The 20,952-nt window shown below is 33.4% G+C and carries 22 protein-coding genes and 2 tRNA genes; 16 read left to right on the forward strand and 8 right to left on the reverse strand.

The features are described from left to right. The 6 genes from LQU93_RS10125 to LQU93_RS07430 form a co-directional block, all read left to right on the forward strand. Positions 1–125 (forward strand): winged helix-turn-helix domain-containing protein (locus LQU93_RS10125; RefSeq protein ID WP_418884079.1); only part of this gene is annotated, 125 nt, incomplete at its 5' end. Next, on the forward strand, positions 122–901 hold the full coding sequence (locus tag LQU93_RS07410) for an AAC(3) family N-acetyltransferase (protein ID WP_229933252.1): 780 nt from the start codon (positions 122–124) through the stop codon (positions 899–901). The genes LQU93_RS10125 and LQU93_RS07410, both read left to right, overlap by 4 nt. 16 nt (positions 902–917) lie before the next feature. Beyond that, positions 918–1,964: a Rossmann-fold NAD(P)-binding domain-containing protein gene (locus LQU93_RS07415; RefSeq protein WP_229933253.1), complete on the forward strand. Its 1,047-nt coding sequence runs from the start codon at positions 918–920 to the stop codon at positions 1,962–1,964. Positions 1,965–1,985: 21 nt separating this feature from the next. Then, complete coding sequence (locus tag LQU93_RS07420; protein WP_229933254.1) at positions 1,986–2,219, forward strand: acyl carrier protein; 234 nt, start codon at positions 1,986–1,988, stop codon at positions 2,217–2,219. Further along, on the forward strand, positions 2,212–3,714 hold the full coding sequence (locus tag LQU93_RS07425; RefSeq protein WP_229933255.1) for an AMP-binding protein: 1,503 nt from the start codon (positions 2,212–2,214) through the stop codon (positions 3,712–3,714). The genes LQU93_RS07420 and LQU93_RS07425 overlap by 8 nt, the downstream gene beginning before the upstream one ends. Beyond that, positions 3,711–4,886 carry a diaminopimelate decarboxylase family protein gene (locus LQU93_RS07430; protein WP_229933256.1) on the forward strand — a complete coding sequence of 392 codons (1,176 nt, stop codon included), beginning with the start codon at positions 3,711–3,713 and terminating at the stop codon, positions 4,884–4,886. Before LQU93_RS07425 ends, LQU93_RS07430 begins: the two co-directional genes overlap by 4 nt. 20 nt (positions 4,887–4,906) lie before the next feature. Here LQU93_RS07430 and LQU93_RS07435 read toward each other — a convergent pair. Together LQU93_RS07435 and LQU93_RS07440 are read right to left on the reverse strand one after the other, a co-directional pair. Continuing rightward, positions 4,907–4,991 (reverse strand) — tRNA-Leu (locus LQU93_RS07435). A 55-nt stretch (positions 4,992–5,046) separates the two neighbouring features. Next, entirely contained in the window at positions 5,047–5,355 is a 309-nt protein-coding gene (locus LQU93_RS07440; protein ID WP_229933257.1) for a F0F1 ATP synthase subunit C, read from the reverse strand. Positions 5,356–5,603: 248 nt separating this feature from the next. Between LQU93_RS07440 and LQU93_RS07445 the strand changes: the two genes are divergently transcribed. The 7 genes from LQU93_RS07445 to pckA are packed head-to-tail and all read left to right on the forward strand — an operon-like array spanning position 5,604 to position 14,700. After that, the gene (locus tag LQU93_RS07445; RefSeq protein WP_229933258.1) at positions 5,604–6,938 is read left to right on the forward strand and encodes a sodium-dependent transporter; all 1,335 of its coding nucleotides are present in this window, start codon (positions 5,604–5,606) and stop codon (positions 6,936–6,938) included. Between the two features lie 4 nt (positions 6,939–6,942). After that, positions 6,943–8,307, forward strand: coding sequence for a sodium-dependent transporter (locus LQU93_RS07450; RefSeq protein ID WP_229933259.1), 1,365 nt, complete (start codon positions 6,943–6,945; stop codon positions 8,305–8,307). Positions 8,308–8,316: 9 nt separating this feature from the next. After that, positions 8,317–9,672 carry a sodium-dependent transporter gene (locus LQU93_RS07455; protein WP_229933260.1) on the forward strand — a complete coding sequence of 452 codons (1,356 nt, stop codon included), beginning with the start codon at positions 8,317–8,319 and terminating at the stop codon, positions 9,670–9,672. A 53-nt stretch (positions 9,673–9,725) separates the two neighbouring features. Continuing rightward, on the forward strand, positions 9,726–9,971 hold the full coding sequence (locus LQU93_RS07460) for an OadG family protein (protein ID WP_229933261.1): 246 nt from the start codon (positions 9,726–9,728) through the stop codon (positions 9,969–9,971). A gap of 12 nt (positions 9,972–9,983) precedes the next feature. Then, positions 9,984–11,792 (forward strand): biotin/lipoyl-containing protein, encoded by a 1,809-nt coding sequence (locus LQU93_RS07465; RefSeq protein ID WP_229933262.1) that lies wholly within the window; start codon positions 9,984–9,986, stop codon positions 11,790–11,792. Between the two features lie 44 nt (positions 11,793–11,836). Next, entirely contained in the window at positions 11,837–13,108 is a 1,272-nt protein-coding gene (locus tag LQU93_RS07470) for a sodium ion-translocating decarboxylase subunit beta (RefSeq protein WP_229933296.1), read from the forward strand. 17 nt (positions 13,109–13,125) lie between these two features. Then, positions 13,126–14,700 carry a phosphoenolpyruvate carboxykinase (ATP) gene (gene pckA, locus LQU93_RS07475; protein WP_229933297.1) on the forward strand — a complete coding sequence of 525 codons (1,575 nt, stop codon included), beginning with the start codon at positions 13,126–13,128 and terminating at the stop codon, positions 14,698–14,700. 725 nt (positions 14,701–15,425) lie between these two features. On the opposite strand, the gene LQU93_RS07480 is transcribed toward pckA, so the two are convergent. Continuing rightward, a complete protein-coding gene (locus tag LQU93_RS07480) occupies positions 15,426–16,217 on the reverse strand; it encodes a formate/nitrite transporter family protein (protein WP_229933263.1) in 792 nt (263 codons plus the stop codon). 135 nt (positions 16,218–16,352) lie between these two features. Between LQU93_RS07480 and LQU93_RS07485 the strand changes: the two genes are divergently transcribed. Further along, positions 16,353–16,574 (forward strand): hypothetical protein, encoded by a 222-nt coding sequence (locus tag LQU93_RS07485; protein ID WP_229933264.1) that lies wholly within the window; start codon positions 16,353–16,355, stop codon positions 16,572–16,574. 26 nt (positions 16,575–16,600) lie between these two features. Next, positions 16,601–17,275, forward strand: a complete 675-nt coding sequence (locus LQU93_RS07490) for an MqnA/MqnD/SBP family protein (RefSeq protein ID WP_229933265.1) — start codon at positions 16,601–16,603, stop codon at positions 17,273–17,275. Between the two features lie 2 nt (positions 17,276–17,277). Here LQU93_RS07490 and LQU93_RS07495 read toward each other — a convergent pair. Further along, positions 17,278–17,375 (reverse strand) — tRNA-Sec (locus tag LQU93_RS07495). An 81-nt stretch (positions 17,376–17,456) separates the two neighbouring features. On the opposite strand from LQU93_RS07495, the gene LQU93_RS07500 reads away from it, so the two are divergent. Beyond that, positions 17,457–18,020: a BON domain-containing protein gene (locus tag LQU93_RS07500; RefSeq protein ID WP_418884080.1), complete on the forward strand. Its 564-nt coding sequence runs from the start codon at positions 17,457–17,459 to the stop codon at positions 18,018–18,020. Here the strand turns inward: LQU93_RS07500 and LQU93_RS07505 are convergent. Genes LQU93_RS07505 through LQU93_RS07520 form a run of 4 tightly spaced genes read right to left on the reverse strand, consistent with a single transcriptional unit; the run spans position 18,017 to position 20,948 of the window. Beyond that, positions 18,017–18,586 (reverse strand): ComF family protein, encoded by a 570-nt coding sequence (locus tag LQU93_RS07505; RefSeq protein WP_229933266.1) that lies wholly within the window; start codon positions 18,584–18,586, stop codon positions 18,017–18,019. The two genes, LQU93_RS07500 and LQU93_RS07505, sit on opposite strands and share 4 nt — an antisense overlap. Beyond that, positions 18,586–19,287, reverse strand: coding sequence for a hypothetical protein (locus LQU93_RS07510; protein WP_229933267.1), 702 nt, complete (start codon positions 19,285–19,287; stop codon positions 18,586–18,588). The genes LQU93_RS07505 and LQU93_RS07510 overlap by 1 nt, the downstream gene beginning before the upstream one ends. A 44-nt stretch (positions 19,288–19,331) precedes the next feature. Continuing rightward, the gene (locus LQU93_RS07515) at positions 19,332–20,123 is read right to left on the reverse strand and encodes a shikimate dehydrogenase (RefSeq protein WP_229933268.1); all 792 of its coding nucleotides are present in this window, start codon (positions 20,121–20,123) and stop codon (positions 19,332–19,334) included. Beyond that, positions 20,124–20,948, reverse strand: coding sequence for an SPOR domain-containing protein (locus LQU93_RS07520; protein ID WP_229933269.1), 825 nt, complete (start codon positions 20,946–20,948; stop codon positions 20,124–20,126). Positions 20,949–20,952: the final 4 nt, after the last annotated feature.

Genomic DNA, 20,952 nt, shown 5'->3' on the forward strand with positions numbered 1-20,952 from the left:
TAGCCCTATGTGATGGCAAACGAGACTGTATAGATATCGCCAATAGACTTAATATAAAAGCATATGAGCTTGAAAATGTAGTGCAAAAACTTTTAGAAAATGGGTTAATAAAGGAGGTAAAGTGATTGATATATTTGAATATAACGGCATAAAATTTAACAACAAAGAATTAAAAGATGTAATTTTAGAATGTGGAATATCTTCAGCAGATATGGTGTGCGTTCATAGCGATTTTACAAAATTTGGCAAAATCCTACAAAGCAAAGATATTTTTTTACAAGCTATACAAGATACATTGTTAAGTATTATTAAGCAAGATGGCACATTAATTATACCGACATTTACATATAGTTTTTGCAACTCAGAAATATATAATAAAAAAATCTCAACATGCAAAGTTGGAGCATTGGGGGAATACTTTAGATTTAAAAAAGGTGTTTATCGCACAAACGATCCGATATTTTCTCATGCTATTTTTGGGCGCAAAATAGATGAGTTTAAGCATGATTTTACACAATGCTTTGGCAAAAATTCTGCTTTTGATGTGATGTATAAAAACAATGCAAAGATAGTCTTGCTTGGCTGTGGCAAAAAAGCATTTAGCTATGCGATGTTTATTGAGCAAGCACACTGCGTATCATATAGATATCTTAAGAAATTTAGTGGAGTCATGATTGATGAGATGGGAATTTCAAGCAAAAAAGACATTTGGTATTTTGTCAGAAATTTAGACATCAATCCAATACCAGACACCACAAAAAGAATGAATGTATTAATGCAAAGCGGTGCAGCAAAAAAAGTAAAATTTGCAGGTAGTGACATTTATATCATAGACGCAAAAGCAGCATATGAAACAATTGGTGAAAAATTAAAAAAAGATGATAGATATTTTTTAAAATAAATTTAAAGGCAAAATAATGCGTATAAGATACATATCACAAGAAATTCAATCTAGACTTTTAAACATAGACGATAGCATAAAAACTATGCAAGATATGTTTGAGTGCATTAAAGATGATAAATATACAATGTCGGGTAAAAATAAAAACTCACATGGTTGCAGACTGCATATGCCAAATAGTAGTCTTTTTATAGCCATGCCTGGCTATCTTGGTGGATGTTATAACGTGTCAGGAATTAAATGGCATGGACCAAACATAAAAGGCTCAGGCTTTGCAGAAACTACATATATGCTTATGCTAAATGATATTGCCACAGGCTATCCGCTATGCATAATGAGCGCAAATTTACTAACCACCTATAGAACAGCAGCAACATCAATTTACGCAATGCAGTTGCTTAAAAAGCAAGAATTTTTAAACGTAGCTATTATAGGTCCTGGTAAAATTAACTCTTTATTTTTAGAAGGAATTTTGCGTAGTAACAAAGAAGTAAAAACAATCAAAGTAAAAGGCAATACTCAAAAAGGTGTTAAAAATTTCATAGATTATTTTGCTAAAAAACATGATGTTAAAATTTATGAAACAAAATCGCTTGAAGAGTGTGTAAAAGAGTGTGATTTGATCAGTATAAATACAGGATTTGAATATGAAAGTGTGGCAGACATGCCAATACTTAGATCGAAATGGATAAAACAAAATGCAATCATAAACGCTCCTTCGTTTTTTAGAATGTCAGATAAATTTTTAATCAATGATGCCATAAAAGTCGCAGATAATTTTAAAATGTATCAAAGTTACATAGATGAACTTGGATATCCAGCCTATAAAAGTCTATCGATTTTAGGAAATCAATATGCTGACTTAGTTCACAATAATAAAATAAACGAATACGAGATAGTCAGTATAAGCGATATACTAAAAAATCAAAAAAGGGAAATTTTAGATAAAAACGGCATTGTGTTGTTTGCATCCGGCGGAATGATAACGCAAGATATAGCACTTGCATATGATATATTTACAAAAGCCAAGAAGCAAAATTTAAGCACCATAATAGAGTTTTAAATTAAATTTGAAAGGATAAAAATGAAAAAATTAATCAAAGCATTGAGAGAGGTTAGAGATGATGTGGATTACGAAAACTGCCAAACACTTATAGATGATGGTTTGTTTGATTCATTTCATATTATGCAAAGCATTATGCAAATAGAAGATAGCTTTGATATTATCATATCTCCAGAAAATATCACGCATGAAAATTTCAACTCGGCACAAAATATGATGAAAATGATAAAAAGGCTACAACAAAAAAATGAATAATGTCATCTTTTATTTAGAAAAAACAGCTAATAAATTTGCATCAAACACAGCATTTATAGATGAATATGGCTGTATAAATTTTAAAGATTTATTAAGTAATGCCAAAAAAATAGCAAGCCATCTTATCAAAAACAAAGTCAAGCCAAACACGCCAATTGCCTTTTATGTACCAAAATCTATAAATGCCCTGTGTGCTATGTTTGGTGTAGCATATGCTAGATGTGCTTATGCATTTTTAGATGTCAATGATCCAAGTCAGAGACTCCACAAAAAACTTGAAATTTTAAAAGCCAATGTCATATTGACCGACGAACAAAACTATCAAAACGCAAAGCAAAATATTAAAAATAAAAAGATAATCTTAATAGAAAATATGTTAAAGACTGATATTGACGAGATACTAATCGCAAAAACAAAAGCAGAATTTTTAAGCACGGACTTGCTTTATATAAATTTCACAAGTGGCAGCACAGGCTCACCAAAGGCAATTGCAATATCACACGCAAACATCATAGAATTTATACCAGAATTTATTAAGATTTTTGACATCAATAAAAAAAGCATCATCGCCAACCAAGCTCCATTTGACTTTGACGTAAGTGCAAAAGATATATATAGTGCAGTATTTGCAGCAGCCAAAGTGATAATAGTGCCAAGAAGCTATTTTTCAATGCCTACAAAACTTATTGATCTTTTAATATATCATGAAGTAAATACTATAATATGGGCAGTTAGTGCAGTTTGTCTACTCTCACAAATGAGAGGGTTTAGCTACAAAGTGCCAACAAAAATAAAAAAGGTCTTATTTAGTGGCGAGATAATGCCTATAAAACACCTTAAAATTTGGCAAGAATTTTTGCCAAACGCACTTTATGCAAATCTTTACGGACCAACAGAAATAACATGCAACTGCACATATCACATAATCACACAAAAATACAGCGATTATATTCCAATAGGCAAAGCATTTGCCAATAAAAAAGTATTTTTACTAGACAAACAAAATAAATTAATAAATAAAGTCGGCATAGAAGGCGAAATTTGCGTAGGCGGTTCTTGTGTAGCTCAAGGCTATTATAATGACTTTGAAAAAAGCAGTGAAGTTTTTGTACAAAACCCACTAAATAGCACACATTTTGAACGCATCTATAAGACTGGCGATCTTGCTAAATATAACGAAAATTTTGAACTAGTATATGTGTGTAGAAAAGATTTTCAAATAAAACACATGGGTCACAGAATAGAGCTAAGCGAGATAGAAAAAAGCGTGCAAGATATTAACGGCGTAGATAGGGTTTGCGTAATATATAACAAAAATCAAATTATGCTATTTTACACAGGGACTTTAGAAAAAAACAGACTAACAAAAAAGATGAAAGAAATTTTACCAAATTATATGTTGGCATCAAAAATTATACAACTTGAGATAATGCCACTTAATAAAAATGCAAAAATAGATCGAGAAAAACTACTAAATATGGAGATAATTTCATGAATAATCTAAAACAAATAGCCCTAAAATACAAAACCCCTTCTTATGTATTTGACATAAAAAGTCTCTCTGATAGGATAAGCAATATAAAAGAGATATTTAAAGACATAAGGCTTTGCTATGCCATCAAAGCAAATCCATTTTTAACCAAATATATCGCAAATCAAGTAGATAAATTAGAAGTTTGCTCACCAGGTGAGCTTAAAATTTGTATATCACAAGAGATTGAAGCGTCCAAGATATTATATTCAGGTGTTGTTAAAGAAACTGATGATATTGCTGAAGCTATAAAATATGGAGTAACGACACTGACGGCTGAGTCCAAAAATCAATTAAAACTTATAAATAATACCGCAAAAGATCTAAACAAAACAATTTTTATTATGCTTAGAATCAATACCCAAAGTCAATTTGGCATGTCACAAGATGAGATGATAGACATACTTAATCATAAAGATAGTTACAAAAATGTAACAATTGTAGGTTTGCACTATTTTATAGGAACTCAACGCAAAAAACAAAATCAACAAGAAGACGACATCAAAAATATCGAAAAAATTTTAAAAAAGATAAAACAAGAATGCAACTTTGATTTTACCGAACTCGAATATGGACCTGGACTTGCAATGCCAATTTTTATAGATGATGACTTTTGCGATACGCTTTTGCCAGCAAAAAAACTAAAAGAGTGCATAGATAAAAGCAAATTAAAAATAAAAATTACTATTGAGCTTGGCAGATTTTTGGTGCAAGAGTGCGGACAATATTTAACGCAAGTAAATGAGATAAAATCCGTAGGCGATGTAAATTACTGTTTTATAGATGGTGGTATAAATCACGTTAATTATATAGGTAGTGCAATGGGCATGAAAACACCTGTGATAGAACACGTAAAATGCACCAATAGCACCACCCCCCCCCCCCGCATAACAAAAAATAAACAATACTGCATATGCGGAAGTCTTTGCACAACCAATGATATCTTAGCAAGAAGAATAAATTTAGAAGATGTTAGTATAGGCGATATTTTGATCTTTAAGAATATTGGTGCCTATTCTGTTACGGAAGGAATTTATATGTTTTTAAGTAGAACAATGCCACAAATTTTGATAAAAAATAATGAAAAAATCACAATAGCTAGAAATTTTACAGAGACTTTTAATTTAAACTGCTAATTTATTTAAAAATTTTAAAATGGTGCGATCAGCGAGACTCGAACTCGCACACCTACTGGCACTACCCCCTCAAGATAGCGTGTCTACCAATTCCACCATGATCGCATATTACCTTTAAGATTAAATGAAAAACAAGCCTCGCTTTTGTGCGAGGCGTTTATTATAGCATTGGGTTTGCGTAAAGAACAATAAGTGTTATAACAAGTGCGTAAATAACTTGTGCTTCAACCATCGCAAGTGCGATAAACATTGTAGTCATTAGTTTGCTACCTACGCCTGGGTTTCTAGCTGTACCACTAATAGTAGCTGCTGCTGTGTTACCCATACCGATAGCACCACCAAGTGCTGCCAAACCTAAACCTACGCCAGCTGCTATAACAGAAGCTGCCTTTATGATTGATATGCCATCGCCGTCAGCCGCAAAAGCGAACGCAGATAGTCCAAGTAGTAAGAAAACGATTTTTTTCATCGTTGCTCCTTAATAAAATTTCAACACATATTTCGGCTCTGTCCCCTACTAAATGCATTGCTAAGTGCTAATATTACATAAATAAAGCTAAAATTTTATTTAAATTTTGTTTTATAATTTTAGCTTTTTATAAGTGTTTCAAAATTTCACAAACTTTTTTTAAAATTTTAAATTTACTTATTGTTTATGTGTAATAAAAGTTTAGTTATGATATCCTTTGCCAATTATTAGTTTTTTTAAGGTTTTAAGTGAATAATAAATTTTCTAAAATCGGATTCATTCTAGCAATGGCTGGTTCGGCTGTCGGACTTGGCAACGCATGGAAATTTCCAACCATGGTTGGAAATAACGGTGGTTCAGCATTTATAGTGCTTTATTTACTGCTTACATTTGGTATAGCATTTGTTGCGTTTTTAGCAGAACTTAGCATAGGGCGACTGGGTGGAACAGACCCTGTGCATAGTTTTGAAAAACTCGCACCAAAAAATAAAAACAGATGGAGTTTAGCTGGATTTTTTATGATCGGTGCCATTTTGATAGCATCATTTTACATGCTAGTAATTGGTTGGATTTTAAAATATGTATTTTTAAGTTTTTCGTCACTACCAAACACAACAGAAGAGGCTGGTGCTATGTTTGGTTCGTTAATTTCAAACGAATTTTTTAACTCTTTTTTATGCTTTACATCTGTTTTTTGTATGGTATTTTTTGTGGTATCAAAAGGGATTAAGAGCGGCATAGAAAGGCTAAATGTATGGATGATGCCATCACTTTTTATTTTACTCATCGTAATGTTAGCTTATTCTGTTTCTTACACGGATGGTTTTATTCAAGCGGCGAAATTTCTATTTATACCAGATCTTTGTAAAATCACTCCAGATGTTGTACTTAGCGCATTAGGCTTGGCGTTTTTCTCGCTTTCAATGGGCGTTTGCGTTATACCAACTTATGCAGCAAGTCTAAGCGATGGAACAAATCTTGTTAAATCAACACTCTCTATTATATTTATAAACATATTAGTTGGCATTATGATGGGTCTTGTTGTATTTACATTCGTCTTTGCATATGGTGCAGATACGACGCAAGCTGGTCCAGGGCTTATTTTCGTCTCGCTTGCGACACTTTTTGCAAAAATGGGCTTTGTCGGCAATGTCTTGGCTGTAGCATTTTTCATATCGCTTTTGTTTGCAGGTGTAACTTCAGCAGTTTCTATGATAGAACCATTTACGTTTTATCTAATAAATAAATTTAAAATTTCTCGCAAGTTAGCTTTAACTTATATAGGTGTATTTGTATATATACTTGGAATATTATGTATAGTTTCATTTTACGAGCCAACTTCATTTACGATTTTAAATAAAAGTTTTTTTGATATTTTGGATTATTTTACATCAAACATCTTAATGCCAATAGGAGCAATTGTATTTAGCTATTTTGTTGGTTTTATTCTTAAAAAAGAGAGTTTATATATACTTTTTGGAAATTTTATGAATAAACTTATATTTGAGTGCTGGTATTTTTCGCTTCGCTACATTGTTCCAATCGCTATTTTAGCCATAGCACTTTATCAGATACTAAAGTAAAAACATGAATGATAAATTTAGCAAAATTGGCTTTATACTCTCTATCGTTGGTGCCGCAGTTGGACTTGGTAATGCATGGAAATTTCCCTACATGACAGGTAGCAATGGTGGATCAGCATTTGTCCTTGTATATCTATTTTTTACTCTTATAGTTGGGCTTAGTATATTTTTTGCAGAGATGGCAATGGGTAAAATTTCTCGCTCAGATACAGTTAATGCATTTAAATCACTCGCTTTAAAACACTCAAAACTCTGGTCTTTTGCTGGAATTTTCATGATAACTGGCATACTTGTAGCATCTTTTTATACACTAATTATTGGCTGGGTCATGAGATATGCAATTAGCTCATTTAACACACTCCCTAACGATATGAGTGCTTCTGGGGCATTATTTGAAACATTTGTAACACAAAATATATTTGAACAAATACTATATTTTTCTTTAGCATTTTTTGCATATTTTTTTGTTTTAACAAAAGGCGTAAAAGCAGGCATTGAACGTATAAATTTATGGCTTATACCAATTTTATTTGTTCTTTTGATGCTAATGCTTGGCTTTTCGTTTGGCATGGATGGGTTTTCAAAAGCAACAGAATTTCTTCTAGTGCCTGATTTTTCAAAACTAAATAAAACAAGTATCTTTATGGCACTAGGACTTGCTTTTTTTACAATGTGTGTTGGCATAGGTTGTATTCTTAGCTACTCTGTAAATCTTGATGATAAAACAAATCTTTTTACTTCTTCGCTTTATGTTGTGATTTTAAATGTCTTAATTAGTATCATTATAGGACTTATTGTCTTTACATTTGTTTTTGAGTTTGATTACGATGTAATGAGTGGTCCAGGACTTGTTTTTGTCGCACTTCCAACACTCTTTGCTAAAATTGGAGCATTTGGCAATATATTAAGTTTTACATTTTTTATAGCACTTGTTTTTGCCGGACTTACATCAGCGATATCCATGGTAGAACCATGCATATTATATCTGCATAAAAATTTTAATCTAAGTCGTGTTAAGGCTATATTTATAGTTGGTAGCGTTGTTTATACTCTTGGTATCATGTGTGCCTTATCTGGCATAAATGATACTAAACATACACTGGAATTTTTTGGAAAAGACTTTTTTTCAATTCTTGATCTACTTGCTTCAAATATCTTGCTTCCACTTGGTGGCATAGCATTTTGTATATTTGTTGGATTTTATATGGAAAAAAATAGATTAAAAGAGTTATTTTTACCACATATGGGGCAAATTATATTTAATGCATGGTATTTTTTGTTACGTTTTGTAGCACCTATTTGTGTTATGTGTGTGTTTTTAAACGAGTTTGATTTGATTGAAATTTTAATTAGTAAAATAGGATTTTAAGGGGAAAATATGGCAAAAGAACATTTTAGTAAGATAGGCTATGTCCTTGCGGTGGCAGGATCTGCTGTAGGACTTGGAGCTATTTGGAAATTTCCATATGTCGTAGGACAAAATGGTGGCTCAGCATTTGTGCTTTTATACATCTTAATATGTGCAATAGTCGCGATACCAGTATTTCTAGCTGAACTTAGTATAGGTAAATTAAGCGAAAGCGATACAGTAAATGCATTTAAAAAACTTACTACCAAAAACAAAACACTATGGGGCTATGTAGGTGGAGCCACAATGCTAACAGCAGCGATGATAGCTAGTTATTATCTTGTAATAGTTGGTTGGGTTTTTAAATATTTAAGCATATCATTATCATCTTTACCAACAGCTCTGCCAAGCGACATGAATACATCAAAGACTTTGTTTATGGAATTTCTAACCAAAGACTGGCTTGGTCAGCTGATATTTTTTGCGATTGCCTTTGCCTCATGTATTATTATTTTATCACGTGGAGTAAAAAGCGGCATTGAAAAAATCAGCGTATGGATGATGCCAGCTCTATTTTTAATGCTAATATTTATGTTGCTTTATTCATTTTCTATGAGCGGATTTATAAAAGCGGCTGAATTTTTATTGGTTCCTGATTTTTCAAAAATTGGACTTGATTCGTTATTTTCAGCGATAGGCTTAGCATTTTTTACTATGTCTCTTGGTATGGCTGTTATCATCACATACTCAGCATCACTTGCAGATGGAACCAATCTATTTAAATCAACCATTAGTGTCGTAGCGATTAATATTGCAGTTGCCATAATTGCTGGACTTGTAATATTTACTTTTATATTTGAGTTTAATGCTGAACCATCTCAAGGAGTTGGACTTGTGTTTATGTCCCTACCAACGCTCTTTGCAAACCTTGGTATTGTTGGAAACATACTATCGGTTATGTTTTTTTCAGCACTTATCTTTGCTGCTATTACATCAGCAATATCAATCATAGAGCCATTTGTGTTTTTCTTAATACGAGAATTTCACATGAGTCGCACAAAATCGCTTGTAGCAGTTGGAAGTGGTATTTTTATTCTTGGTGTGCTTTGTATATTTGCAAATATAGAAGGAATAGGCGAGAAATATATGCTATTTGGCAAGGATTTTTTTACACTTCTTGATTTTACAGCAGAGAAAATTTTACTTCCACTTGGTGGTATAGGCGGAGCATTATTTGCTGGTTATGTTATTAAAAAAGAGGCGATTTATACACTATTTAGACCATATATGACCGATTGGATGATAGGAGTTTGGTATTTCTTAGTTAGATACATATCTCCATTATTTGTTCTTGCAATAATGATATATATGTTATTTTTCTCATAAATAACATATAAGAAAAGTAATTGTAAAATACAATTAAAAGAGAGGCTTGTAGGGTGGATTTAGTTAGTGAAGGTTTAAGTTTTACGTTACTTGGCATGAGTTGTGTGTTTTTATTCTTGACGCTGATGGTTTTTGTGTTAAAAATTCAAGGCATAATTCTTGAAAAATTTAGCAATGCTGGTATTAATTTAAGTGAAGATTTACCATGCACAAATCAAATCTGTCAAAGCACAAATGATACTGAGCTACTAGCTGCCATAAGTGTGGCTATAATTAGATATAAAAAAAGTAAAATCTAAAAAGGTGCAAAAATGGCTAAGAAATTTATTGATGTAATGGACACCACGTTTAGAGATGGTTTTCAATCCGTTTATGGTGCTAGAGTGCTTATGAATGACTTTTTGCCAGCAGTAAGTGCAGCAAAAGAGGCAGGTATTACACACTTTGAGTTTGGTGGTGGTGCTAGATTTCAAAGCTTGTATTTTTATTTAAATGAAGATGCATTTGATATGATGGATAAATTTAGACAAGTAGCTGGAGCAGATGCAAATCTACAGACTTTGGCTCGTGGCGTAAATACAGTAACGCTTGATACTGGAAGTCGCGAAATTATTGATTTGCATGCTAAATTGTTTAAAAAACACGGCACAACTACTATTAGAAATTTTGACGCATTAAACGATGTTGAAAATTTAAAATACTCAGGCGAAAGAATAGCTCATTATGGACTAAAGCACGAAATAGTAGTCACAATGATGGATTTGCCACCAGGATGTAGCGGTGCTCACGATGTTGATTTTTACGAAAAACGACTTCGTGAAATTTTAGATGCAGGCATACCATATCATAGTATATGTTTCAAAGATGCAAGCGGCACGTCAAATCCACAAAAAGTATATGAAACCATAAAAATGGCAAGAAAACTCTTACCACAAAATACCCATCTTAGACTTCATACTCACGAAACAGCTGGTGTTAGTGTAGCGTGTTATTTGGCTGCACTTGAGGCTGGTGCGGATGGTATTGATTTAGCCGCGGCACCAGTTAGTGGTGGCACATCTCAACCAGATATCTTAACAATGCTTCATGCACTAAAAGGCAAAGATTACGATTTAGGGCTTGATACAGAGAAAATTTTAAAATATGAAAGCGTTTTACAAGATTGCCTAAGTGAATATTTTATGCCACCAGAGGCAACGCAAGTTAGCCCACTTATACCATTTTCGCCTATGCCAGGTGGTGCATTAACGGCAAATACTCAAATGATGAGAGACAATAATTGCTTAGAGAAATTTCCAGAAGTCATAAAAGCGATGCGTGAAGTTGTCGAGCTTGGCGGATACGGCACATCAGTGACGCCTGTTAGTCAATTTTACTTCCAACAAGCATTTAATAATGTAATGTTTGGTAAATTTAAAAAGATTGCCGATGGATATGGCAAAATGGTTCTTGGCTATTTTGGAAAAACTCCAGTTAAACCAGATCCACAGATAGTAAAACTAGCAAGCGAGCAGCTTGGACTAGAGCCAACTACTAAAAACGCTATTGATATAGCCGATGCTGATGAAACAAAATCATTAGCTTACGTTCGTAAAATTTTAGAAAAAGAAAACATACCAGTAAGCGATGAAAATCTATTTATTGTAGCAGCCTGTAAAGAAAAAGGCATAGCGTTTTTAAAAGGCGAAGCAAAAGTCAGCGTAAGAAAAGGTGTGCAAAACTCACCAAAAGACGAACCAAAAAATCCAAGCAATATCGGCAAATATAGCGTTGTAGTAAATGGCAACCGCTACAATGTCGAGGTTAGCGAAGGTTTTAGTCAAGATATACAGATAAAAACAATCTCACCAGTTTCAAATCAAACAAATAATACTACTACAATCACGCAAAATATACCAGACGATGGATTGGGCGAAGCTATTGTAGCAAATTTACCAGGAAGCGTATTTAAAATTTTAGTAAAAACTGGCGATGCAGTAAAAGAGGGGCAAATAGTCTTTATTCTAGAAGCCATGAAGATGGAGATAGAAGTCACCGCACCAAAAGACGGCATTATACGATCTATAGAGGTTACACAGGGTCAAAACGTAGCCAATGCACAAATATTAGCCAGGATGTAATTTTGATGTTTCGTGGCTTTGTATTTAAAATTTTATTGATAATCATGCTTGGAGTTACAGTAAATGCCACTTCAAGCACTTCAAGTAACAACACAAGTGTCGAATATAAAGAAAAATCAATGTCGGAGCTGTTTAGTAGTTTTTACAGCTCTACAGGCATATACGCCTTGTTAAACCCTGATGAAAATTTAAAGGACGAAAAAGGGGTAAAAATTTCAAACTTCAACCAATCTTTTGGTAGAATTATTATGTTTTTTGTATGCTTTTTACTCTTATATTTAGCCGTAGTTAAGGGCTTTGAACCGCTTTTGCTTATACCAATTGGCTTTGGTGGAATTTTAGCCAACATTCCTATAGCCATGATAGCTGGAGCGGATGGATTTTTAGGCATTATTTATAGTTTTGGTATCGAAACGGGACTTTTTCCGCTTATTATATTTATGGGTGTTGGTGCGATGACAGACTTTGGTCCGCTTTTGGCAAATCCAAAAACAGCACTTTTAGGAGGAGCTGCACAATTTGGCATATTTGCCACTCTTGTTGGAGCTTTAGCACTTTCACAATACACATCACTTTTTAGCTTTTCGCTATCAGATGCAGCAGCGATTGGAATAATAGGCGGAGCAGATGGTCCGACAGCCATCTTTTTAGCATCTCGCTTAGCACCAGATTTATTAGGTGCCATTGCTGTTGCTGCATATAGTTATATGGCTCTTGTTCCTATTATACAGCCACCTATCATGAGAGCTTTAACAACACAGGCTGAGCGAAAAATCAAAATGACACAGCTAAGAGAGGTAAGCAAAAGAGAAAAAATCATCTTTCCTATAACTCTTTTAATGCTTTGTGTGTTAATACTTCCAGACGCTACGCCACTCATAGGGGCGTTATGCTTTGGAAATTTGGTGCGAGAAAGTGGAGTAGTTCAAAGATTAAACGACACTCTACAAAATGCACTTATAAATATAGTAACGATATTTTTAGGACTTGCAGTCGGTTCAAAACTAGCAGCTGAAAAATTTCTAGTACCAAACACGCTTGGTATTATAGTGCTTGGGCTTGTGGCGTTTTCTATCGGCACAGCAAGTGGTATAATAATGGCAAAGATAATGAATAAATTTAGCAAAACAAAACTCAATCCGCTAATAGGTGCAGCCGGTGTAAGTGCTGTGCCAATGGCGGCACGTGTAGCAAACAAAGAGGGCATGAAAGAAGACAAAACAAATATTCTTTTAATGCATGCAATGGGTCCAAACGTAGCTGGTGTCGTAGGCTCAGCAGTTGCGGCTGGTGTATTATTATCTATATTTAAATAAAAAGGAAATAAAAAATGATAAATGGTTTAGACAAGCTAGGCCTAAAAGAGATTAAAAATGTTTATCACAATCTTAGTTATGATGAACTTTTTAAACACGAGGTTTCTCAAAACGAGGGCAAAATTTCAAGCAATGGCACTTTTATAGTAGATACTGGAGTTTTTACTGGTCGTAGTCAAAAGGATAAATACTTTGTCAAACAAGACGAAAGTCAAAAATATATAGCGTGGGGCAAGGTAAATCAACCAATAACAACCGAGTTATTTGACAAGCTTTTAACAAAGGCAAAAGCTCAACTTAGTGGCAAAAACATCTACGTTCAAGATGCGTATTGTGGAGCTAGTGCTAAGAGCAAAAAATCAGTTAGATTTGTCACAGAAGTAGCATGGCAAGCACATTTTGTTAAAAATATGTTTATACGCCCAACCAAAGAAGAGCTTAAAGACTTTAGACCTGATTTTGTAGTATATAATGCTTGCAAATGCGTAAATGAAAATTTCAAAGATGATGGCTTAAACTCAGATGTATTTGTAGTGTTTAATATCGAGCAAAATGTTGCTGTAATCGGCGGTACTTGGTATGGTGGCGAAATGAAAAAGGGTATTTTTTCTATGATGAATTATTGGTTGCCACTTGAAGGAAAACTAAGTATGCACTGCTCAGCAAATGTTGGTAAAGACGGCGATACTGCACTATTTTTCGGTTTATCTGGCACTGGAAAAACAACGCTATCAACAGATGCTACAAGAGCGTTAATAGGCGATGACGAGCATGGTTGGGATGACGATGGAGTATTTAATTTTGAAGGTGGTTGTTACGCAAAGACTATAAATTTAGATCCAAACTCAGAGCCTGAAATTTATGCCGCCATAAAACGCAATGCACTTTTAGAAAATGTTGTCGCCGACGAAAATGGTGTTGTTGATTATTCAGATGGCTCTAAGACAGAAAATACGCGTGTTAGCTATCCGATAGAGCATATCGCAAACCATAAACCAAGCCTAAGTGCAGGACACCCTAAAAATATTATATTTTTAAGTGCCGATGCATTTGGAGTGCTTCCGCCTGTATCAAAGCTAACAAAAGAACAAGCAATGTATTATTTTCTAAGTGGCTACACAGCAAAAGTTGCTGGAACAGAAAGAGGTATCACGGAACCACAAGCGACATTTAGTGCGTGTTTTGGCGAACCTTTTATGCCACTACATCCAACAGTTTATGCAAAATTGCTTGGTGAAAAGATTGATAAGCACAACGTAAATGTCTATCTTGTAAATACCGGCTGGAGCGGCGGAAGCTATGGTGTGGGCAAAAGAATGAGCATTAAAGCAACTCGTGCGTGTATAAATGCAATACTTGATTCAAGTATAACAAAGTGCGAGTTTGAAAATTTTGAGAAATTTAACCTAGCAATACCAAAAGAGCTAGATGGTGTTGAAACAAAACTACTAAATCCTATAAACACATGGGAAAATAAGGACGAGTACATTGCTACTCGTGATAAATTAGTATCAATGTTTGAAGCAAATTTTAAACGCTATGAGGATGTTAAAGAGGGCGTTGAGTTTGCAAAAGCTGGTCCAAAATTATAAATTTTAAGGGATTTTTCCCTTAAAATTTAGCATTTATCATAAATTTAAACTCAACAAAACATCCTTATCAACGTAGTAGCGTTAAAAAATATTTAAACAAGGCACAATGTGCGTATGATTTATTAATTTTTACAAAATAACTCAAGGCAAATTTCTTAATAGCTTGTCATTTTAACTTAAGTGGCTTTTTAGCTTTATTGCTTTGCAATACTCATTACTAATTTAATAAATTTATACCTTGCTTCGTTCGTAGCTTTTAAAAATACTTTGCAAAAAATTCGGTAACTACTATCATTCCTTTGGTTTAATGGGAATTTAAAAACATAGACTATGCAAAATACTTCGCTTGGCTTTGGTCGCTACCGTCGCCCCCTCCCCTTTTTTTTGGGCTTGAGAAGTTTTATACAAACATCGGCTATGCCGAGTGCTTCGCTTGTTTTCTCAAAGAGAGTGCTAAAGCACAAGAAAGAAACATCACTTCGTGAGCGCTTCGCTTGTTTTGACATTGATTTATTTATAAATTTTCATAAAACAACAACTATAGTTTAATAAATTTAGCATTTTTTTAAAGCCATAAATAAAGTAAAAATTAACAAGCAGCAAGACAGGAATTAGGCAAAATCGGACCTAATTTTATTGTGAGTAGTTTTGTCACTACAAACAGCAAATTTACATATATTGTAAAAATTACCCTAGTATCTAAATTTCACCAACAGCAAAAACAACTATTTGGTTTTATGTGAATAATAGCCAACCATAGCAATAAAACAAAATCCTCCAACAACATTACCAAGAGTAACTGGAAGCAAATTTTTAACCAAAAAACCAACCAAATTTAAGCTATCATTTTGTATTGCAAGATATGATTTTGCCAAAAGTGCCTCTGTAATAATAAACATATTTGCCACACAGTGCTCCATGCCACATGCGACAAATGCAGCCACCATCCATAAAATACTAAAAAATTTTCCAGCCGTATCACTAGCACCATATGCCGACCACACCGCCATGCACACAAATATATTGCAAAATATTCCACGCAAAAATAGTGGCAAAAACTCAGTTGTAGTTTTATCTATACCAAGTGATACAAATTTATAAAGCAAATATGAATCAAATTTCATGGGAAGTTGTGAGTAAAAATAAATATAAGCAATCAAAATACTGCCGACAAAATTTCCAATCCAAACAACCACCCAATACCAAAGCCCCCTACTCCAACTCACTCGTTTATCACAGCTACTAACGCCCGACAAAACAGCTCCAGTAAACAAATGCCCACCAAAAAATACAGTCATCATTAAACCACAACTAAATGCAAGTCCGCCCATAAAATTGCTAAGTCCAATTGCTAAATTTTCACCAACACCAATTATTGAATGAGCCCAAAAAATATCACCCATCGCTATCGCACCTCCAGCCATAATAGAGAGCATAACAATGCTTGTAAATGGCATAAAAATGCGTTTTTGCATAGATACTGAAACATCATTAATTATATCTGCTGGTGATTTCATTTGCTTTCCTTTAAATTTTTGTTAATTTTTACAAAATTTTAACCATAAAGTCAAGCTAAAAAATGCTATAATATACATATTTAAGAATTAGCTAAGGTGCGTTAAAACGCTAAAATTTAATCCAAAGGAGAAACAATGCAAGAAGATATCAAAAAAGTACTTGAAATATACGGCAAATACAACAAATCACGCCAACGTGACGCTCTTTATGAGGCATTAAATAAAGTGTTTGGAATAGATTTAGCCATACTTGATTATGCTGATAAATCAAGCGATCAAGCTCGTATAGCATTAAGCGATGAAAAAGAGGTGGCATACGTTGTAAATGCCGTAGCTAAAAAACTACAAGAAAAATAAAATTTGGGCGAAAGCCCTCTTCAATCATGAAATTTGGCAAAATTGACTATTTAAATCTTTTACCATTTCACGTATTTTTAAAGCGTTCAAGTTTAAAAAGCTACACAAAAAAATCGATCGAACACAAAAAAGATGTCCCAGCAAAACTAAACAAAGCACTTAAAAAAAATCAAATCGATGCAGCCGTAATATCTAGCATAGAAAGCAGATATAAAAAATATAAAATTTTAAACATGGGCATAGTTGCCAAGCGTGACGTTAAAAGCGTGTTGGTTAGAAAAAATAGCAAAAACAAAAAAGATCCAGCTAGTGCTAGCTCAAATATGCTTGCTAAAATTTTAAACATTGATGGTGAAGTAATAATAGGCGACAGAGCTTTGAAGGCATATTTAACTGATGGAGATGAGTGTTTTTATGATTTGGCAAACATTTGGTATAAAAAGACGGGTTTGCCTTTTGTTTTTGGTAGATTAACTTGTGCAAAATATACGAGTTTTTATAAATCGCTTGCTAAAAATTTTACCAAAAGACCAGTTAAAATTCCACAATATATATTAGAGCAATACTCACAAACAAGAAAAATTGAAAAAGAAAAAATAATATGGTATTTAAAATACATAAGCTATAAAATTGAAACAAAAGAGCAAAAATCATATAGGCTATTTTTACGCAAAGCAAGGGAATTAGGATTTAAGGCATAAGGTGGCGAGAGAGTGAGAGAATCGAACTCCCCACAAAACGGTCAACCGCTCCGTCATCGGATTTGAAGTCCGCGAGTGTCACCAGATCACTTTACTCTCCGCATAGAGCTTGGATTATAGCATTTTTATTTTCTATTTAGCTTAAAATAATAAAATATTTTAAATTTTAAGGTGGTGTGATATAGTTAGAGCTTTAATCTTTGTTTTACTTTTTGCAGGTTGTGCATCTCGCCTTACTCCTATTACAGCACCACTAAACGTATATGATGCCTACTCAATAACACGCGATGAACGCGGAATATACTCCATAACCAAAGATAAAATAATCCAATCTAAAATCCAATCTAAAATTTTATTTAACAAAGAGTTAAGCTGGGTAGATTTAGAAGTAGAGGTATTTTATGGTGATGTATATTTAATAGGCTTAATTAAATCAGATGAGCTAAAAGATATTTTGATTAATTTAGCAAAGCAGACAAGCGGTGTAAAAAACGTGTACACTTACCTTAAAACCAAGCAAGACAGATATGAGTGTAGCAGTTTTAATATTTTGGCAAATTTAAAGCAAAATTTATTTAGCGACAGCATAATAAAAGGCACAAATGTCAGAGTAAGCGTGGTTGGATGTGATGTGGTTTTTAGTGGTGTAATAAGCAAAATCGAACAAGAAAAACACGCCATTTGGTATGCTAAACACATCGATGGAGTGCAAGAAGTTTATTCGTTTTTAAAGATACTTAATTAATGCATCGCATCAGCCAAAACTATAGCACAAACAACGGGTATTTTATTTTTCTCGCATATTTGCTTGGCTTGCAATAGTGTGCTGCCAGTTGTGACAATATCATCTATTAAAATAACTGGTTTGTTTATATTTTTTAAAAGTTTAAAATTCCTTGGATTTTTTTGGCGAAATTTTAAATCTTTTCCACTATATTTCACATCATTACTAGCGTGTAATGCGTGATATAATACGGAAATTTTATCTGATTTACATGCTTTAGCTAATATTGCCGTATGAGAATATCCATTTTCGTTTTTGTCATCTATTGGCAAAGCATATACGTCAGTTTGCAACTCTAAATTACGAGCAATTTTAGAAAAACTAAGTCTAGCTAAAGCCCTAAAAATAGCACTTCCATAAAGCGAATGTTTAGAATAGATTAATTCTTTAATCTCAGAATAATTATAAAAATGATAAACGTTAAAATTTTTAAATTTTCTGACTCCAGGGGTCGGCTCAGATAGTATCTTTTTGCACACTTTACAAAATACAAAAAGACTAAAAGAGCCACATTTAAAACATCGCATTAAAAACTAGCAATGACTTGGGCGACTTTATTTGCTGCTTGTTTGGCTAAAAGAGCTACAAAAAAATCAAAATCTTTTGCCTGAGTCGCCCTTAGCTCACGCACTTGTTGTTTGGTTGAAATTTCAAGCTCACGTTTAAAATTTATATTTGATATACGAAGCCCACCATACATTCTACCATTTAAAATTCTATCCCCATAAACATAATCTGCAACAAAAGAATTAATATCAAAATCAAGCTTATATGTATATGGTGAAGTCTGCGTATCAACCACCAAAATACCACGTGATTTCAGTTCATCTTGCAAAAACATAACAAACAATGCCTCTATGCTAGGACGAGTATCATAAAGCCATTTCTTGCCATATTTGCTGGTATAACTTATACCTTTCGCATCTTTACGTCTATCTACAACACGGTGGATATATACTTTTTTTAATCCAATATCTGTATCGATTAAATTTTTAGATAAGCAGCATTTTAACGCAACATCTCCAGTATAATATCTTCCGTTTATAAAAACTTCTTTGCCAAAAAATCTACTACAATCGCTACAATCAACCTTTGTTTTAAGAACCTGCGTGTATAAAACTCTATCTTGCGAAGTCGCGTTATAGCCACTCTCATATGAGTATTGTCTGCCGACACAGCCACTAAGTAAAAATATCAAAATTAATCCAAAAATATAACAATATCTCATATCTACTCCAAAAAATAAATTCGCCAATATTTAGTAAATTTCATTTATAACAATCTTAATGCCTTTTGCATAGCTTTTTGTATCTCATATTCGTCCAAATCATTATCAAAAAATAGATTAAATGCCAATACTGCCTGATGTAGCAACATATCAAGTCCATCTTTGCAAACTAAATTATTTTGTATAGCAAGATGCAAAAATGGTGTAGTTTTGCCGTAAATTACATCAAATGCATACCTTGAAGAGCTGATAATTGGTGTTAAAATTTCAATGGGTGCCGGAAGAAGATCGTCTCTTAAACTAGCTGATGTGGTATTTATGACCAAATCATAATTTTTAGGCAAAAAATCATTCCATGTGTAACACTCATAAGCTTGTTTAAAACCCTCTAGTCTATCTAAAGAACGATTTAAAATTTCAACATCAATAAAATTTTGCTTTAAAATATATGCTATTGCTTTTGCCGTCCCACCAGCTCCAATCACCAAGGCTGATTTAATTTCGCTAAAATCGCTAATGGATTTTAAAAATCCAAGTCCGTCGGTATTGTAAGCATAAATTTTATTATTTTTAAAAACAAGAGTATTTGCAGAGCCTATATTTTTTGCCATACTTGACGCTTCATCGCATAGTGCTAATGCAAACTCCTTGTGCGGAATTGTCACATTAGCACCACTTAGACCTAATGAAATAAAAGCATTAATAATCTCTGATGATTTTTTTAAATGATAACGTGTATATACTGCATCCAGTCCTAATTCAAAAATAGCCATATTATGCAATATAGGCGATATAGAATGCGATACTGGATCGCCTATAACTGCGAAATACTTCATTTATTTAACCCTATAAACAAACGCATCACTTCTAATCTCTTTTCTTATATTTAATAACTCACTTTGCAGTTTTGAATTATCAAATGGACCGATAAGAATTTTATATGTATTTCCCACTTTTAGTGTCTTGTAAGTATAACCCTTTGAAAGAATTTTCTTAAGTTCAGTAGAGTTTGGGTCAAGTTTTGAAGTAGATGAAACTTGAACATAAGTTCCTGGCGTAGCATTTGTGCCAGACTGTGTAGCCACGGCTGGTTTTGTCTCGGTTTTGTTTTGTGTTGATTTTGTGTCTGGTTTTTGTGCTTGTGTAGTCTGTATTTGCTTTGGTGCTTCAGATTTTGGGGCCACTTGCTGTTTTATTTCAGATTTTTTCACCTCTTGCTCTTTGGATGCTTGAGCTATATTTTCTTGCTGCACAGTTTGTTTTTCGACAACAATCGGTTTTGTCTCCTCTTTTGCATCAGGCTTTGGTGTTTCTTTATTTTTTAGCTTTTTTACCATCTCTTCAAAATCATCTTGAGCTTTTTCTTCAGGTATTATTGGAACTTGTTCAAAAAGCTGATCGCTTTGTCTTTTTTCATCTTTTACTATTGGTGCAATACTATTTTGATCGCTTGTTTCTGGTATAGGTGGCAAAATAAGCCTAGAATCAATATCATTATTGGCAACATTATCATCTGTATTTAGTATCTTCATTGCCGCTATTACAACCAAGAATAATATGCTAAAAGCAGCAATTGTCACCAAAAGCTTCTTTATTTTAGCACTCTTAATATCGTCTTCTTTGTCTAAAAGTATATCTTTAAGTTCGTTTTGTGTTTGCATTTTT

The organism is Campylobacter majalis, assembly GCF_905120465.1.
In the GTDB taxonomy this organism is placed as follows: domain Bacteria; phylum Campylobacterota; class Campylobacteria; order Campylobacterales; family Campylobacteraceae; genus Campylobacter_A; species Campylobacter_A majalis.

Bases quoted from the DNA above. Each gene is read 5' to 3' on its own strand.
- LQU93_RS07415 (WP_229933253.1), top strand. From the start codon at position 918: ATGCGTATAAGATACATATCACAAGAAATTCAATCTAGACTTTTAAAC.
- LQU93_RS07420 (WP_229933254.1), top strand. From the start codon at position 1,986: ATGAAAAAATTAATCAAAGCATTGAGAGAGGTTAGAGATGATGTGGAT.
- LQU93_RS07425 (WP_229933255.1), top strand. From the start codon at position 2,212: ATGAATAATGTCATCTTTTATTTAGAAAAAACAGCTAATAAATTTGCA.
- LQU93_RS07430 (WP_229933256.1), top strand. From the start codon at position 3,711: ATGAATAATCTAAAACAAATAGCCCTAAAATACAAAACCCCTTCTTAT.
- LQU93_RS07440 (WP_229933257.1), bottom strand. From the start codon at position 5,355: ATGAAAAAAATCGTTTTCTTACTACTTGGACTATCTGCGTTCGCTTTT.
- LQU93_RS07450 (WP_229933259.1), top strand. From the start codon at position 6,943: ATGAATGATAAATTTAGCAAAATTGGCTTTATACTCTCTATCGTTGGT.
- LQU93_RS07455 (WP_229933260.1), top strand. From the start codon at position 8,317: ATGGCAAAAGAACATTTTAGTAAGATAGGCTATGTCCTTGCGGTGGCA.
- LQU93_RS07465 (WP_229933262.1), top strand. From the start codon at position 9,984: ATGGCTAAGAAATTTATTGATGTAATGGACACCACGTTTAGAGATGGT.
- LQU93_RS07470 (WP_229933296.1), top strand. From the start codon at position 11,837: ATGCTTGGAGTTACAGTAAATGCCACTTCAAGCACTTCAAGTAACAAC.
- LQU93_RS07480 (WP_229933263.1), bottom strand. From the start codon at position 16,217: ATGAAATCACCAGCAGATATAATTAATGATGTTTCAGTATCTATGCAA.
- LQU93_RS07485 (WP_229933264.1), top strand. From the start codon at position 16,353: ATGCAAGAAGATATCAAAAAAGTACTTGAAATATACGGCAAATACAAC.
- LQU93_RS07490 (WP_229933265.1), top strand. From the start codon at position 16,601: ATGAAATTTGGCAAAATTGACTATTTAAATCTTTTACCATTTCACGTA.
- LQU93_RS07505 (WP_229933266.1), bottom strand. From the start codon at position 18,586: ATGCGATGTTTTAAATGTGGCTCTTTTAGTCTTTTTGTATTTTGTAAA.
- LQU93_RS07510 (WP_229933267.1), bottom strand. From the start codon at position 19,287: ATGAGATATTGTTATATTTTTGGATTAATTTTGATATTTTTACTTAGT.
- LQU93_RS07515 (WP_229933268.1), bottom strand. From the start codon at position 20,123: ATGAAGTATTTCGCAGTTATAGGCGATCCAGTATCGCATTCTATATCG.
- LQU93_RS07520 (WP_229933269.1), bottom strand. From the start codon at position 20,948: ATGCAAACACAAAACGAACTTAAAGATATACTTTTAGACAAAGAAGAC.